The following is a 16,149-nucleotide window of genomic DNA, read 5'->3' as shown; positions in this document are numbered from 1 at the left end:
CTCTATGCAAGACTAGATGTGACGCTTTCTTTCCAGTGCCTGAACCTCGTTCACAAATTAGTGAGAAATTAGTAGAAATTGCAAACAATCTCCGTTTTGAGAGTGCATAATTATCGTCTATGGCAGATGAAATAGACGCTTACAATTCAATGTCTATTTAATCAAAAAAATGTAAGTCTATTTTTGTACTCTATGACCCTAAATTTTCATCAAAATAAGCTGTCTTATCCTTTTTTTCTTTATACTCTTCTGCTGTATCTAGGGGTTGCTTTTTAGCTGTAATGTTTGGCCATTTTTGCGAATATTCTACGTTTATGTTGTAAAATGATTTAAAGATTTTTTGTTCATTGTTCAGCAAGCCTTCGTCTAGTTCTATAATATCTTTTATGGAATCATCAGTTACAATCGCATCCACTGGACACTCAGGTATACATACTCCACAATCAATACACTCATCTGGGTTAATCACGAGCATATTTTTACCTTCATAAAAGCAGTCAACGGGACATACTTCTACACAGTCCGTATATTTACATTTTATGCATTTATCTGTAACAAAATGCGTCATAAAACACTGTATATTTACATTATCTTGGGTACACTAAATTGATAAGAAATTCAAGCCTTTTATGAAGATAAATAAATTAAATAACGAAGAATTAGAAATATGGCTAAGCTTGGCTAGAACTGTGGGACCAGTAAAGTTCTTTAGTATACTTAGAGCATATGGGTCGCTATATGAAGTGCTTAAATATCTTAATAAGTTGACTAACAAGGATTATGGAATTCAAAATGCACGAGAAGAAATTAAGAATGCAGAAAAAATTGGAGCCAAAATAACACCAGCATGTGATCCAGATTACCCTGAAATTTTAAGGAATATCTCTGGTTGTCCTCCTGTAATAACTACACTTGGTGATGTATCATTATTAAGTCGTGAGATAATTGCAATAATCGGTGGACGTAATTCTTCAATGAATGGAAGAAATTTTGCCAATAAGTTGGCACTCGATTTAAGCGAAGCTGGTTTCATCGTAATTTCTGGTCTTGCAAGAGGGATTGATACTGCAGCAAACAGTGTAATATACAAAAATTACCCCACTATTGCTGTTACAGCAAGCGGAATTGACGTAGCATGACTTAGAACATGCAGCAACATGACGATTTGTCTATACTTTATCAAGTATATTAATGGGTAAATGAATTTTAATACAATCTTATTATACTTATAAATACGTTATATGTGAGAAGATATGGAAGATTTTATAACTGAAAGAAGGAAAGATGATGCTGTGATATCTGTTTGTCAGGATAATGAGAAAAAGAACGTATTAATCTTGGGACTCAATCAAGCTGCAAGGAATTTATTAAAATGTGAGGAAGAGAATTTACTTAATAAGCCGTTAATCAATATTTTAAGTAAAAGAGCAGCTGAAGATATGAAAAGCTATTTGGAGTATACTGAAGATGGGCGCGATTTGCCCGATATATTGCCAAAAGTGATAGGCTTTTCTTTAATCGACGCTAAAGGAGAAGATATAAAAACAAAGGTAAAAGTTTTTCGCACAACGCAATTTACTAATAGCAAGATTAATTATGAGCTATTAATACGTGACATTAGCCTGTTTCATAAGCTAGGAATGTTTAGGGATAAATACCTGATAGGTAAAAAATATAAAAACCACAATTTGTTTAACATACCAGACAATGAGTCCACTATTTTTGAGTTATATGTTGTATTAAATTTTGCCTTTGAATATCAAATTAATGCAGTTATAGGGATAATAGGCTTCAATAGTAAATTGAGTGAGACGAACGATCCATTGAACGTTATCATAGAGCATTTTTATAAAAATTGCCGTAGTGATGATTTTTTGGGATTTATTGATGAGAATAAGGTACTTTTTATTTTGATGAACTGTGGTACAAAAAACACGTCTAAAATAGTGAATCGTATACGCTCTGCTATTAATAAGCAGTTATTAAAGCGAAAACTACCAAGTATATCAATTATTTATGGAAATATAATTCAAAAGCATAGTGTGAAGAATGCTTAAACGCTTTTGTCATTAATTGGTTTGTAGTATCTAAGTTCTACACAATATAAGGATTGTTTTTTATTTCTGTTAAGCTTATATTAAGAATTTAAGCTTACCTATGAGGTTACTAATCACACTGTTTTTATCATTACTCGTGGGAGGAAGTGCTAACGCTAGGGTAATTCTGGATAAGGAGATGTCTTATGTAGAACTAGATGGAAAAGTAGATTTAAGATTTGGCTACGCTTTCAATAGAGATTCTTTTAGCTCTACCAAAGACAAGACCTCAAGTTATTCAGACCTGCGCTTGCTTTATTTACAGCAAGTTTATCCAAATACTAAAATGGGTTTTGATGTTAAGGCAGGAGTTTCTGGTATTGCAAACTTAAAGGCACTAGACATAGAAAAGTTAGAAATGGAGAAGTGGTATTTTGTCATAAAGAATCAGGAGTTTGGATCATTTGAATATGGTAAAGGAAGTTTAGTTAGTCAGAGTATGTTAATTAACACTTCAAAAATTTATACAGCTGCTGGGGGAATAAATGGTCATTGGACAAACTATGCAAATCTGCGCGGTAATGGAAAAAAAGATGATGACTCTGGGTACGATAAGGACAAGGTATTTTGGGTAAAACCCAATGTTTACAGCGACTATAATGGACTAGAGCTGAAGTTAAAACAACCAATGATAAACTATATTTCTCCTGAAATTCATAACTTTCAACTTGGATTCAGTTATGTTCCAGGTAAAAATAATTTACAATATAATAATTTAATAGCCGCTGGTCTTTCCTATAAAAATGCCCTATCAGATGAAATAAATTTTACTACTGCTTTGACTGGCGAATTTGCAAGGGAAAATTTAACTGACTGTACAAACAAAAATTCTAGCGATCTTCAGTGTCATAATCAATTACTACACTGGAATTTTGGTGTGAAACTAAAGCTTTTTGAACTTGATTGCATTTTGTCGTACGGGAATGGTGGTAAATCTGGTGAGAAGCGTAGTCATGAAACAAATAATATGCATTATGTAAATGCAGGTATTGCTTATCATTCTGATTCTCGTAAAGTGAGCTTAACATATTTTAATAGTGTTAGGGATATTGCAGACAAAGGTACAAACGAATTAACATCACAGGCTTTCAGTCTTGAATATCCATTAGCTGTTGGTACTTCATATTACTTTGATATTGTAAGATTTAGTACTAAGGAGCTTGCAGTGGAAGATAATAACTCCGGATATGTGCTTTTGGCCGGATTGAAGCTAAGTTTTTAGTGAAGTAACTGGTATGTAAGTATTGTAATAATGAGAGTAAAATTGAGTTGTTAATATATGTGCTATTTGATATTATAAAAATAACTATTACATAAGATTTTCAATAAAAAGACATTCTGTTACTAATCCAAGTGTAGAAGAAAACGGTTATTAATTAGCAAACCAAGCCCTTCAGTAAGCGCATCTCTTCAGGTGCTCTTTTTTTCTTTTTTATATATAAAAAAATTAGATAGTATTGTGAGTGCGGTTTTTTCTGTGTTCTGATGCTTTTCAATTCTATAGCTTTTGTATTGAATTTCCTTTTTTTACTACTATTTCTCTATATTGTTGTAAGAAAGAACAGAAAATTTAGTGAGAATCTTGAGAAGAATTTACTTAAAGTAGCACATGAACTTCAAGAGGCAAAACAGGCTTTAGTAGATAAAAATAAGGAAATAGTTGATTTGAAAGTGAGGAACGCAGAACTTGAAGTAATTCTTCAAAAAGAGCGTGAAGAAAAGAAAAAGGAAATAGAATTACTAACAAAAGCAGAGGAGAGGCTTACGAACACTTTTAAAGCACTTTCTCTTGATGCTCTTCAGGTAAACAATAATAATTTTCTGAACTTAGCAAAAGAAGTGATCGATAATAAGCTAAAAGAAACAGAAAGTGACTTCAAAAAAAGGCAAGCAACGATCAACGAAGTTATCACTCCAATAAAAGAAAAATTAGAAAAATTCGACAGTGAAATACGTGAGCTAGAGAAAGAGAGGGTAGGGGCCTACGAAGGTTTAAGGGAGCAAATTGGAGCATTAATGAACCAAACTTCTAGCCTTGCTAACGCCTTGAGGAAACCTCACATTAGAGGTAAGTGGGGTGAAATGCAGCTCAAAAGAGTGATAGAGATGGCGGGAATGATTGAATATTGCGATTTTTTTACTCAAGCCTCAGTAATTGATAAAAATGAGGACAATTTGTTACGTCCTGATTTAATAGTAAAAATGCCATCAGGAAAGCAAATAATAATAGATGCTAAAGTACCACTTGATTCTTACATGGATGCTATGTCGCAAAATGATTTACAGATACAAAAGGAAAAATTGAAGAATCATTCTCTGGCAATAAAAAAACATATAAATAATCTAGGCAGAAAGGAATATTGGAACCAATTTGAAAATACGCCAGAGTTTGTGGTGCTTTTTTTAACAGGAGAAGGGGTTTTCAGCGCAGCACTAGAATGTGAACCAGCTTTGATAGAAATTGGAATAGAAAAAAAAGTAATTATTGCAACACCAATCACTTTAATCGCGCTACTTAGGGCAGTAGCCTATGGGTGGAAGCAAGAGATAATAGCTGAAAATGCAAAGAAAATAAGTGAACTAGGCCATATTTTATATGAGCGAATCTGCACAATGGGCGAAAATTTTGATAATTTACGCAGAAGCTTAAAAAGTGCTGTTGATCATTACAATAAAACTGCTGGTTCGCTTGAGGCAAGAGTGTTTCCTGCTGCCCGAGAATTCAATAAGCTTGGTATACATGCAAAAAATAAAGAACTCACTGCTGCAAAAGAGTTGGAATCTTTACCACGCAGTTTACATGCTGAGAGGTTGAAAGTAGATTAGTATTTCAGGTCTCCTTAACTTACATTTGCTGATTAAAACAACTTTCTAAAAATTTTTTTTATATAGCTCAATTCCTGCACATCATTTGCTGCATAAACAGGTATAGTTTTTTGCTCAGTACCAGGTATTTCTACAAAAATTTTGCCCACTTCTTGACCTTTTTTAATTGGTGCGGGTACCATATCTTTATACTCAATACGCACTTTAATTTTATCATGTAATCTGCGGTTATAAGTTATGGTAACATCGTTTGCAACTGTAACGGGCACTTTTTTATCTTTTCCATAAACAATATTTATTTCTTCAACTACGCTATCCTTAGCAAATATTTTCTTGGTATTAAAATGATTTAAGGAATATTGTATTAGTCTTTTTGCTTCCTCTATTCGCTCTTTCTCGGTGTCCAAACCATTCACAACAGCAAAAATTCTCCTATCGTTCCGTTTTGCAGATGCTATAATGCCATAACCACCAGCACTTGTATGACCTGTCTTTAGACCATCAACTCCAATATCATGGAAAAGTAAAAGATTTTTATTTTTTTGTACAATATCATTATATGTCAAATATTGTTCAGAGAATAAATCATAGTATTCAGGAAAATCGGTGAAAATTCTTTTTGCCAGTGTTACCAAGTCTTTTGCGCTCATAAAATGGTTTTCATCTGGCCACCCGCTTGAGTTAACAAAATGACTATCATTAAGATTTAAATCTTGTGCAACTTCATTCATTTCAGCAACAAAATTCTCCTCTGATCCTGCAATACCCTCGGCTAGCGCTATGCATGCATCATTACCTGAGGCAATTGTAACTCCTTCAAGTAGTTCTTTTACCGTAACAAATTGACCTTCTTTCAAAAACATAGAAGAGCCTTTTCTTTCCCACGCTTTTCTGCTCACTCGAAATTTATCTTCCATATTTATTATTCCAGCTTTTAGATAATCAAAAGCTACATATAAAGTCATCAATTTGCTCATTGAAGATGGGGCCATTTTTTCCCTGGAATTGTGTTCAAAAATGAACGAGTCTGAAGCTAAATCTAAGACAATTGCTTGCTTTGCTTTGGTTCTAAACTGATATGAGTATGAGTAAAAAGGAAATATAAAAATTAATAGCAAAGTTACTAATTTGCTTAACATATTTATAATTTTAAATTTATAGTGTACTAATTAATAGTATGATTTTGCACGAGCATTTCAATAGATCTCTCGCATAAAACTTCCTTGACAAACTGCGCCAGCCCCCTTCTTATGACAATAAGAGTATTTATCCTTGTTTTCGATCCGCGCGGGTTCAATAACAAAAATTCAGTAAAAAACTCAGATATTTATTGGCAAATTACATAAAAATTATAGCGGTTGCATGTCTTTTTTATTTTTTCTACATTCAGCCAAAACGCGCTTATTTTAAGCGTTAGCACATTATTACAGCGCCAATTTACATTATTATAGGGTCAAAACTCGTTACACGGGGATTTTTTTGCCTTTTTTTCGCTTGGTAAATTTCTTAACATTTACAGCTAAAGCTTCAGGCCAGCACTTGATGCTGGAAATTTTTTGAGCACAAAAGTTATGCTAGGTTTTTGTTGGTAAGAAACCAGTGTCAAGCACTGGGATGACATAGAAGGAGCACTGGGATGATATATAGAAGGGACACTGGGATAGAGGCTACTTGAATGACAAGAAGGAGGGAATAGGAGATGACAAGAGAGGGGCTACTTTCATTTGCTGTCTTCAAAAATTTACAATTATGCTTCATATATTTTATTAAATATTTTACTTAAAAATTCAATTTCTTATTATAAGAGATAAGCAATTCATGAATAATGAAAGATTACAAAAAAGGTCATAGAAAGCGCCTAAGAGAGAGAATTATTTCAGATAACGGACAATCATTACTTGATTATGAGATTTTAGAACACATTTTATATTCAGCATATAGTAGAATTGATGTAAAGCCAGTAGCAAAGAATTTGATAGAAATTTTCGGCAGTTTGAATAAGGTTTTTAATGCCGATTTAGAAGCACTGCAGAATATCGAAGGAGTTAGTAATGCAGCTATATCTGCTATCTTTTGTGTTAAACAGGCTTTTGTTCGTTCTGCACGAGAAGAAGTAAAGGACCTACCTATAATCAATAACTGGGAAAATTTGCTTGATTATTTAAAAGTAAGTATAGGAAGCCTTAATAAAGAAAATTTTCGCGTCATCTATATGAATAAAAGATATCGTCTAATAGCGGAAGATCTGCAGAACTTTGGTACAATAGATCAAACTCCTATTTACGTTAGAGAGATCATAAGACGTGCTCTTTTGATTGGCTCAACATCGATTGTAATATCCCACAATCACCCAAGTGGAGATATACAACCTTCAAGTAGCGATATGTTTCTCACCAGACAGCTTGCAGAAGCTTGCAAAAGCATAGGAATAGAATTAATAGATCATATTATTATCACATTTAGTAGCTATTTTAGTTTCAAGGAAAATAGGCTTTTATTAGAGTAGATCTAAAATTGCTTTTGCCATTTTTCTTATTATGGAAGTAAAGCTATACATGAGGTGGTTGCCAGTGGAACAAAAATTTTCCTTCTGGAAGACAATGTGTGATTTAGGTGGCGTAATAGTGGCAAATTGAAAGAAATACATGGTATTTGCCACTATTAGAAATCTCCTGTTTTGATAAGACTTATGAGGTCTTTATTGGTTTTTTGAATTTTGTTGAAGCACTCACATGCTTACTCTAATATTTTGTTCACAGAGCCTAGTTAGCTCAATTTCAACGTTAATTTGTGAAGCTCTGAGTTCTGTTAGGGAATTTTCTGGTTGAATATCTAGCTTATTCTGTATGTTCGATAAACAAATTAAAGCCGAATCAAAAATTTCATCATACTGCTCTGCTTCATGCACACAATTGATTATTTCCTTAAATTCTTCCACATCTTGCGGCGTATCTTTTAATATTGCTCTTATTTGGTTTAGATTTTGACGAATTTTTTCCTGATATCCAGCAATTCCCTCTTGATATATATCAATCATTTTTTGACATGAGGTGCCTCTAAATGGGTGTTCTGCTTTTTCCTTTATGTAGGAGCTCTGAAAATTTTTGCAATTAAGGACTGCTTCTCTACATTTTTTTATGTCACTAATTATACTGGTTATTGACTTACTTGCTTTCACCTGATCTTCTTTTTTGATTATACATTCATTCTTTGTTTGGCTCATTTTATCATACAGATTTCTGCATTCTTTATATGATACCAGCGGTTGTAGTATTCCTTCCTCTACACCTTTATTATAAAAATTCTTCAACTCATCGCTTGATAGTATTCGTATAGCATCTTCCCTTTTACCTTGTGATTTAGGATACTTTTTGTTCAGTGAACTAATATAATTTAATAGGAAACTCTTAGTTAAATCTTCCTTTTTAACTTCTGATAATTTTTCTAGTGTTTCTATATATTTCAAAGTTTCCGCAAAAAGCTGCGCACCAGATGTAGCAAATCCTGGCAGTGGTTTGCTCTGCGCCTTATAAAAATCGGTTTGTAAAAAATCTTCGGCTTGTTTTTTTATTACTGAAAGTTCATTGAAGGCTTTTTCTGGATTGATTTTTTTTAAAATACTAGTAGCTTTTTTAATCGCTCTTTCTCTCTTTTTATTATCTTGTTTTTCGTTTAAGATTAAGCTTTCAGCTTCAGTAAAAGCATTGCCTTGGGCACTTTTGGCAATATTACAAACAACGTTTTTTACAACTTGCTTAGTTGCTACATAATCTATTTCCTTTGTAAAGCAATCAATAAATAGCTGCCAAATTTTTTTGTTAACGGACTTACTTGTCTTATGTTCTAAATCTTCTACATCTTTGAATCCTAAAATAGTATAGAGATTTTTTTCAATTATTGGTTCAGCATGTTGTTTTGCCACTTTACCTTTTATATTGAATAGAAATTCACTAATCTTAGTTGTGCCCATAATATTACCTCACAATATTAATGTTATATAATATAAAGTATAAAAGCTTAATGATTAATTTTTACTTACTATTAATATAATTGAAGATTAACTTTGTTCCTATATTAAAACTTTAACTCCCAATTTATTATTAGTAATATCATTATATGAATCTTATGCCTGAATTTGGGAATATATTGTTATTGGTAGCCTGTTTGTTATCTTTAACGTATTTGTTTCTACCGTTTAGTTCTTACCGATTCGTCTCCTCTGCCATATTTTTTTTTGTGTCAGCATCAATGGCTATTTTGATCTACTGCCACATTAAAAATGATTTCTCACTTGAAAACGTATATTACCACTCACACACAACAAAACCTTTGATCTATAAGATTTGTGGTGTTTGGGGAAATAAAGAAGGGTCTATGTTGCTTTGGACCTTAGTGCTTGTCATGTATTTATTACTAATGGATATTTATATACCTTCTGTCATCCCAGTGCCCAGACACTGGGATCCAGACAATTTAATTGCAAATGAGTACATCAAATGGCAGTGTAATAAAAACTGGATTCCAGTGTCAAGCACTGGAATGACACCAGAACGAACTAATGGTAGTAAATTAAAAAAAATATCTCTTATCACCCAAGGCTTGATTTGCTTTTGTTTTTTACTGTTCACTTTACTTGAATCCAGCCCCTTCACTAAAATGCCAGGCATTGAAACAGATGGACTGGGTTTTAATCCGATATTGCAGGATATAGGCCTTGCTATTCATCCACCGGTATTATATTTGGGGTACCTTGGATTTAGCGTTCCTTTTTCGCTCTCTATAGCTGGATTAATTTTAAATACTGAAGGAAATGTTTGGGCTAAAATTGTCAGGCCTTGGGTACTTATTTCTTGGTCGCTGCTCACTTTGGGCATCAGCTTGGGTAGCTGGTGGGCATATCGTGAACTCGGTTGGGGTGGATTTTGGTTTTGGGATCCAGTGGAAAACGTTTCTTTGATGCCGTGGCTAATTGCAGTGGCGCTGACACATTTGTTGCTCGTTGTACGAAATTTCAATACTTTAAGGAATTTTACTATTTTACTTACGCTTACAACTTTTATATTGAGTGTGACTGGAACATTTCTAGTCCGCTCAGGAATACTTACCTCAGTGCACACGTTTGCAGATGACCCAAGATATGGACTGTATATATTAGCTCTACTTGGTGTAATTACAGTCAGTAGCTTAGTAATATTTGTAGTGTTTACGAGAAAGAATCACACATCTTTCCAGTATTCGATATTGGAATCTGAAAAGAAATCTGCTACTCAAGTGACAGAAGGTAGAAGATTCTTTTCACGCCTTACGATGATGCTGATGAACAATTTATTATTCATCACTGCCTTTTTCATCGTGTTCGTTGGCACTTTATACCCTACAGTGCTTGAGTATTTAACCGGTGAATTAATTTCAGTTGGAGCACCATATTACAATTCTTTATTTAACTCTATTGCACTAGCTATTCTAGTGCTCACCATGATAGGGCAATACTGCAGTTGGCAGGGAAATAGTCTATTGCCAATATTCCGTGAATATAGATTTTCATTTTGTAGTGCTGCAGCTATTTTGCCGTTTATCTTTCACATGGAGCTAATGATTGTGCTATCAATTACCATCTCCATAGCATTATTAATCTTTGTTTTAGAAGCATATAGTAAAAGAATTTGTTTATTTAAGGTAGCATTTGGTGAATCAATTTTATTAGCAAGAAGAGTTTCTAAGTCCTACTATGCAATGATGCTTGCTCATGCTGGAGTGGCAATTCTAGTGCTTGGTATATCTTATTCAGTTGGTTGGCAGGAGAAAAAAGAAAACTACTTGGGAATAGGAGACAGCATAACAGTCAATAAATTTAAAGTTACTTTACGAAATATTGAGCTAATAAAAGAAAAAAATTTCCATGCAGTGAGGGGTACAATGGATATCAGGAATTTGCTGAATAATAAGATATTAGGTGAAGTAACTCCTGAATATAGATTTTACCTTGCGGAAGGTCAGAAAAATGTTGAAAGCAGTATCTACCACAATTTATTTTCTGATATTTATGTTGTAATTGGAGAGATTGATAAGAGTAAGAGCAAAATCGCAGCTAAAGTGCACTATAAACCTGGAATGTCTATAATCTGGCTTGGATCCTTTCTTATCGCTTTTGGTTCGCTCCTTGCTGCTTTGCCTTCTAGCAAAAAAGTAGTTCCTTCAGTATCATAAAGTTTGCATTTTTTGGCAATTTAAACTTAAGCTAAGCAACACTAACCTTGCTAGCGAATTTTCTCTATGTTCTGTTGTACAATAGGCAATAAAGATATATTTTCTAATGAAGAGCTTACATGATATATGGAATCTACTTCCTCAGGCCTTTTAAAATATCCCTGCTTAATAGCGTCGTAGACAGAAGAACCACCAAGCAAGCAGTTCTCACCTAACTCTTCTTTATAATTTTTAAACTTTTCCAATATTTCCTCCTTGTTACTCACTTCTACTATAATTTTTCCTTCATCTTGCACATCAGAATACAATCTAGCATCTACTTTTCCCAAATCAGTATGAAAAGTCAGTACTATATTACCTATAAGGTCAGTATAATTTCTTACCCCACCTTCTGTTAAAATTTCTGTCTCGCTTTCACCGATTGCTATCACGTCTCTTCGAAATTCTGTGCTTTCATCTGTTCCATTTATGATTTTTGCAACCTCGACTATACTATTCTTTGAGTATTTCAAGTAGAAAGTGAAGTTGTCCATTTTTGCCTCTTTTACCTTACCAGTAGTTGCGTTTTTTGCAGCTTCCAAAAACCTTAGAGAGTAATGTATATAGCTTTTACGTGCTTCTTTAAGATTAGCTTTGTGGTCTTTAAACTTCTCTAGTTTATCAATTACAATTATACTACTTAGAGTTTCAAATACTGCACCTCTTTTTACCAAATTACATACTATGCGACTAGCAACTTCTATGTCCCTTTCACCTTGAAAAATCTTTAATTCACTAATTCTTCTTATTACATAATCTGTAAAATTATACTTACTCTCATAAGTATTTTCATATATATTTCCCTCACAAGTAAGATTGAACCTTACCCTAGATTTTATAGCTTCATTTACAACCTGTTCTAGCTGATTTATGTCTTGAACTTCATCTAATTTACAAAAATATTTATCTGGATCTTGCTCATCTAGTAGAAAATCCTCTCCCCATAGATTTACACTTTTGCACAAATACTTTTTTCCATTATAGTCAACTTGTGTTTTTTTACGAAAAGTTCCATAAATAACATCATCAGTTAAAAAGTACTCTTTAATATTAAGGTTGGGATTATTAACTGCAAATTCTATTGGGGTTTTACCTTTTTTATCCTTTATATCAAGATTAGCTCCTTTCCTTAGAAGCAATTTGATAATTGTATCACAATGACCAGAACGAGTAGCATAATGCAAAGGCGTTCTTCCTGTGTCGTCCTTTTCATTAGGATCAGCGCCTGAATTCAACAGTAAATCTATGCTTTCTTCTGAATTGCTACATTCCATACTTGATAGAATATGCAGTATTGTCAGTTTAGATTCTCCTCTTTTAAGGTTGAGAATGGTTTTTAGATCTTGATTACTTTTATGATCTAGTAAAAATTTTTTAATTTTTTCAACATCGTTCTTATAATCCTTATAAGTAACATGTGGAAAGTCTTTAAAAGTACTTAAGAATTTTTTATTCAACTCCTTCTGACTCTCTGTTAAGTTGGATATGTCAACAAGCCACGTAGATATCAGCTTGCCAAATGCACCTCTTTCGACAACATCCGTTAAGGAGCAGTCATTGCGAAGTAGCAACGAGTATTTAATCAATTCATATTCATCATCTTCTTGTTGCTGTGTTTCTTCTGCTTTCTTAGAGTGCTTAAAATCATTTTTTATTAATTCAATCAAAAGCTTTAATGTGTTAAAACTTTTATGTCCCAATAAAGGATCTGCTTTGTTTTCAAGTAGAATTCTTGCTATTTCTGAATAGCCATTTCTAATAGCCCAGCATAACGAAGTACGCCCGTATTCTCATCCGCTACGTCAACATTAGCCCTTTTCTCTAATAGGAGTTCTACTATTTCTTCATGTCCATTGATAGTAGCACAATGCAAAGGAGTACACCCATTTTGATTTACTGCATCAACATTAGCCCCCTTGTCTAATAGGAGTTCTACTATCTCTTTATTTTCATTGTGAGCAGCACAATGCAAAGGAGTAAACCCATTTTGATCTGCTACATTAACATTAACCCCGTTTGCTATGAGAATCTCTACCACTCCTATACTGCCACTTGCAACAGCAAAGTGTAAAGGATTCCATCCATCTTGATCTGCTGTATTAACATTACCCCCTTTTTTTATTAAAAGCTCTGCTATCTTTACAAGATCATTTCTAGCAGCTATATGTAACAATGTACTTTGATCATCGAATGTATAATTTATGTTAAATTCATTATCTTGCCACTTTTTATACGTGTCTGAATCTTCTTTTTCCAATTCCTCTTTTACCCTTTCGATTATATTGTTCTCATTTAAGTCACTTATTGTCCTTAATATTTTTAACAACCGTTCATATTCCATAATTATACCTCAAACTATTTGTTTTTGTACTATAGCTAAAAAAAATTATTTATCCATAATAAAATAACCAACACCAGAGTAAGTGGTTTGCTGCTAACATATTTAAAAATGTTATGAACTTAATAAGAGAAAAAAATACCCCTGTAATGGAGCAATATTTAAATTTGAAAGCTCAATACACGGATCATCTATTGTTTTATAGACTGGGCGATTTTTATGAATTGTTTTTCGATGATGCTATTAAAGCTGCGAAATTGCTGAATATAGTGCTAACCAAGAGGGGCAATTCAAATGGACAAGAAATACCAATGTGTGGAGTGCCAGCACACAGTAGTGAGTCTTACCTGCACAAGCTAATAGATTTAGGATTCAAAGTAGCAATCTGTGACCAATTAGAAACTGCTGATGAAGCAAAAAAGAGGGGCTATAAATCCATAGTAAAACGTGATGTAGTGCGAGTTGTAACTCCAGGTACAATTATAGAAGATTCACTACTGGAGGATAAAAGCAATAATTATCTCGCATCCATAGTTGAACAAAATGACGAATATGCTATTAGTTGGCTTGAATTATCGACGGGAAAATTTTTTCACACTTTAACGAGTTTGAAAGCTCTAGATAGTGATTTATTGCGTATATCACCAAGAGAATTATTAATTTCTGAAAAATTCATTGAGGACGAAAAAATTAGATCGATTTTAAAAAATTATAAAATATCAATTACACAACACGTACAGAGTTTTTTTGAGTATAGTAAATCTCACAGAACGTTATGCGAGTTTTATAAAATCAGGGAACTTGGAAGTATAGGAAATTTCAGCAAAGTAGAAATCATGGCGTGCGGTGCACTGCTTGAATATGTCAGAGTAACACAAAGGGGCTCCATTCCAAGGCTTGAATTCCCGAAAACCTATAAGCAACAAAATTTCATGCTTATTGATGCTTCAGCAAGGAGAAATCTTGAGTTATTCTCAACTCAATTTGGTGAAAAGAAAGGTTCACTAATTTCAGTTATTGATCACACAGTTACAGCTTCTGGTGGACGCCTGCTCAAACAAATGCTTGCTTCACCACTTGCTTGCTCCAAGGCAATCAATTTGAGGCTCAACACCACTCAATTTTTTGTAAATAATTATGAGCCACGTAGAAAAATACGAGAGATATTATCTAACATTCCGGATATTGAGAGGTCTTTATCGCGCTTGATACTAGGACGTGGTTCGCCAAAGGATATGAACCTATTAAAAATAGGCCTAGGAAAAACTTTAGAGTTATCTGAGTTTCTGTCTACCTTGCATAATTATTGTTTAAGTGAAGAACCGGCAGCTAACTCTCAGATGTCATTCCAATGCTTGAACAGAGAAAAGTCTACTACTCAGGTGATAAGTAGTAACGAAAGTGAACTAAGCACAATACATAAAAGTCTTGGTAATCATAAAGATCTATTCGAGCTTCTAAACAGTGCTATACTTGATAACAACCTCAGTTCCTTAAAAGAAGGAGGATTTATCAATCCAAAATATGATCAAGAATTATCCGAATTATATTATATATTGAACAACAGTAACAAGTTGGTAACTAAGCTCCGTGAGTCTTATCGCGACCTAACTGGCATTGCTGCACTCAAAATATTACACAACAATATACTTGGTTACTACGTTGAAGTGTCGGCAAATCACAAAATAACTTCGGATATATTTATTCATAGGCAAAGCTTAGCAAATAGCATGCGCTATACTACTAATGAATTGAAAGAACTAGAAAATAAAATTCTTACGGCACGTGATGCTGCAATCGGCTTAGAAGTGAAAATTTTTAGTGAACTATGTAGTAAAGTCGCTAAAGAATCTGAAAAAATTGCTCTTACTGCAAATGCTTTGGCAAAACTTGATATTAGAGCCACGTTTGCGGAGCTTGCAGTGCAAAATAATTACGTAAAACCCATTATCGATGACAGTAAAGAGTTCAATATCTGTAGTGGAAGACATCCAGTGGTTGAAGTTAACGATAAATTCATTTCAAATAGCATCAATTTAGCTGGTATACATCTAATTACTGGGCCTAATATGGCGGGAAAAAGCACTTTTTTGAGGCAAAACGCTCTCATTGCAGTTTTAGCTCACATGGGGTCATTTGTGCCAGCAGAGAGTGCGCATATAGGAGTGATTGACAAGATATTTAGCAGGGTTGGTGCAACAGATAATATAACAGCTGGTTATTCTACCTTCATGGTAGAGATGATCGAAACAGCAACGATAGTAAATCAGGCAACAGATCGTTCCTTGGTGATACTTGATGAAATTGGTAGGGGCACAGGGGTATATGATGGATTATCTATTGCACAGGCGGTGATTGAACACATTCACAACATAAATAAGTGCCGCGCCATTTTTGCAACTCATTATCATGAATTGACTAAAGTAGGTGAATACTTAGAAGATGTGAAATGTTTTTGTATGAAAATAAAAGAATGGAAAGGAGAAGTCATCTTTTTACATGAAGTAATTGAAGGCATTGCAGATGAGTCATATGGAATACATGTAGCAAAACTTGCTGGTTTTCCTGATTCTGTTTTAAACAGAGCAAGAGAAGTATTTGAGGAGCTAAAGGCTTGAGGAAAGTAACATTATATTACTCCAC

The 16,149-nt window shown here is 33.7% G+C and carries 11 protein-coding genes and 1 pseudogene; 7 read left to right on the top strand and 5 right to left on the bottom strand.

Translation table 11 applies throughout. From position 1 onward, the window contains the following. Positions 1–190: 190 nt before the first annotated feature. Complete coding sequence (locus M1L26_RS03710; protein WP_211908136.1) at positions 191–568, bottom strand: ferredoxin family protein; 378 nt, start codon at positions 566–568, stop codon at positions 191–193. A gap of 61 nt (positions 569–629) precedes the next feature. Here M1L26_RS03710 and M1L26_RS03705 point away from each other — a divergent pair. The 4 genes and pseudogenes from M1L26_RS03705 to M1L26_RS03690 form a co-directional block, all read left to right on the top strand. Then, positions 630–1,133: pseudogene (locus tag M1L26_RS03705) on the top strand (DNA-processing protein DprA); the annotation flags it as partial. A 120-nt stretch (positions 1,134–1,253) separates the two neighbouring features. Continuing rightward, positions 1,254–2,057, top strand: coding sequence for a hypothetical protein (locus M1L26_RS03700; protein WP_250119958.1), 804 nt, complete (start codon positions 1,254–1,256; stop codon positions 2,055–2,057). Positions 2,058–2,157: 100 nt separating this feature from the next. Beyond that, positions 2,158–3,318, top strand: a complete 1,161-nt coding sequence (locus M1L26_RS03695) for a porin (protein ID WP_211908140.1) — start codon at positions 2,158–2,160, stop codon at positions 3,316–3,318. Between the two features lie 263 nt (positions 3,319–3,581). After that, positions 3,582–4,922: a DNA recombination protein RmuC gene (locus M1L26_RS03690; RefSeq protein ID WP_211908142.1), complete on the top strand. Its 1,341-nt coding sequence runs from the start codon at positions 3,582–3,584 to the stop codon at positions 4,920–4,922. 32 nt (positions 4,923–4,954) lie between these two features. On the opposite strand, the gene M1L26_RS03685 is transcribed toward M1L26_RS03690, so the two are convergent. Beyond that, positions 4,955–6,061 carry a D-alanyl-D-alanine carboxypeptidase family protein gene (locus M1L26_RS03685; RefSeq protein WP_250119957.1) on the bottom strand — a complete coding sequence of 369 codons (1,107 nt, stop codon included), beginning with the start codon at positions 6,059–6,061 and terminating at the stop codon, positions 4,955–4,957. Positions 6,062–6,747: 686 nt separating this feature from the next. Between M1L26_RS03685 and radC the strand changes: the two genes are divergently transcribed. Further along, the gene (radC, locus tag M1L26_RS03680; RefSeq protein ID WP_211908145.1) at positions 6,748–7,428 is read left to right on the top strand and encodes a RadC family protein; all 681 of its coding nucleotides are present in this window, start codon (positions 6,748–6,750) and stop codon (positions 7,426–7,428) included. A gap of 222 nt (positions 7,429–7,650) precedes the next feature. On the opposite strand, the gene M1L26_RS03675 is transcribed toward radC, so the two are convergent. Further along, a complete protein-coding gene (locus M1L26_RS03675) occupies positions 7,651–8,892 on the bottom strand; it encodes a hypothetical protein (protein ID WP_211908146.1) in 1,242 nt (413 codons plus the stop codon). A 155-nt stretch (positions 8,893–9,047) separates the two neighbouring features. Here M1L26_RS03675 and M1L26_RS03670 point away from each other — a divergent pair, with 155 nt between their 5' ends. Beyond that, a complete protein-coding gene (locus M1L26_RS03670; RefSeq protein WP_458694825.1) occupies positions 9,048–11,129 on the top strand; it encodes a heme lyase CcmF/NrfE family subunit in 2,082 nt (693 codons plus the stop codon). A 50-nt stretch (positions 11,130–11,179) separates the two neighbouring features. On the opposite strand, the gene M1L26_RS03665 is transcribed toward M1L26_RS03670, so the two are convergent. Then, positions 11,180–12,928, bottom strand: coding sequence for an ankyrin repeat domain-containing protein (locus M1L26_RS03665; RefSeq protein ID WP_370107312.1), 1,749 nt, complete (start codon positions 12,926–12,928; stop codon positions 11,180–11,182). Continuing rightward, entirely contained in the window at positions 12,904–13,509 is a 606-nt protein-coding gene (locus M1L26_RS03660; protein WP_250119954.1) for an ankyrin repeat domain-containing protein, read from the bottom strand. The genes M1L26_RS03665 and M1L26_RS03660 overlap by 25 nt, the downstream gene beginning before the upstream one ends. 113 nt (positions 13,510–13,622) lie before the next feature. Between M1L26_RS03660 and mutS the strand changes: the two genes are divergently transcribed. Continuing rightward, complete coding sequence (mutS, locus tag M1L26_RS03655; protein WP_250119953.1) at positions 13,623–16,124, top strand: DNA mismatch repair protein MutS; 2,502 nt, start codon at positions 13,623–13,625, stop codon at positions 16,122–16,124. Positions 16,125–16,149 lie beyond the last annotated feature (25 nt).

Source organism: Wolbachia endosymbiont of Ostrinia scapulalis (assembly GCF_023559145.1).
Taxonomy (GTDB): Bacteria; Pseudomonadota; Alphaproteobacteria; order Rickettsiales; family Anaplasmataceae; genus Wolbachia.
Note: the sequence above shows the minus strand (reverse complement) of the source record. Positions and strands in the feature narration are given on the sequence as shown.

Bases quoted from the DNA above. Each gene is read 5' to 3' on its own strand.
- M1L26_RS03660 (WP_250119954.1), bottom strand. From the start codon at position 13,509: ATGGAATATGAACGGTTGTTAAAAATATTAAGGACAATAAGTGACTTA.
- M1L26_RS03685 (WP_250119957.1), bottom strand. From the start codon at position 6,061: ATGTTAAGCAAATTAGTAACTTTGCTATTAATTTTTATATTTCCTTTT.
- M1L26_RS03710 (WP_211908136.1), bottom strand. From the start codon at position 568: ATGACGCATTTTGTTACAGATAAATGCATAAAATGTAAATATACGGAC.
- radC (WP_211908145.1), top strand. From the start codon at position 6,748: ATGAAAGATTACAAAAAAGGTCATAGAAAGCGCCTAAGAGAGAGAATT.
- M1L26_RS03700 (WP_250119958.1), top strand. From the start codon at position 1,254: ATGGAAGATTTTATAACTGAAAGAAGGAAAGATGATGCTGTGATATCT.
- M1L26_RS03695 (WP_211908140.1), top strand. From the start codon at position 2,158: ATGAGGTTACTAATCACACTGTTTTTATCATTACTCGTGGGAGGAAGT.
- mutS (WP_250119953.1), top strand. From the start codon at position 13,623: ATGAACTTAATAAGAGAAAAAAATACCCCTGTAATGGAGCAATATTTA.
- M1L26_RS03675 (WP_211908146.1), bottom strand. From the start codon at position 8,892: ATGGGCACAACTAAGATTAGTGAATTTCTATTCAATATAAAAGGTAAA.
- M1L26_RS03690 (WP_211908142.1), top strand. From the start codon at position 3,582: ATGCTTTTCAATTCTATAGCTTTTGTATTGAATTTCCTTTTTTTACTA.
- M1L26_RS03670 (WP_458694825.1), top strand. From the start codon at position 9,048: ATGCCTGAATTTGGGAATATATTGTTATTGGTAGCCTGTTTGTTATCT.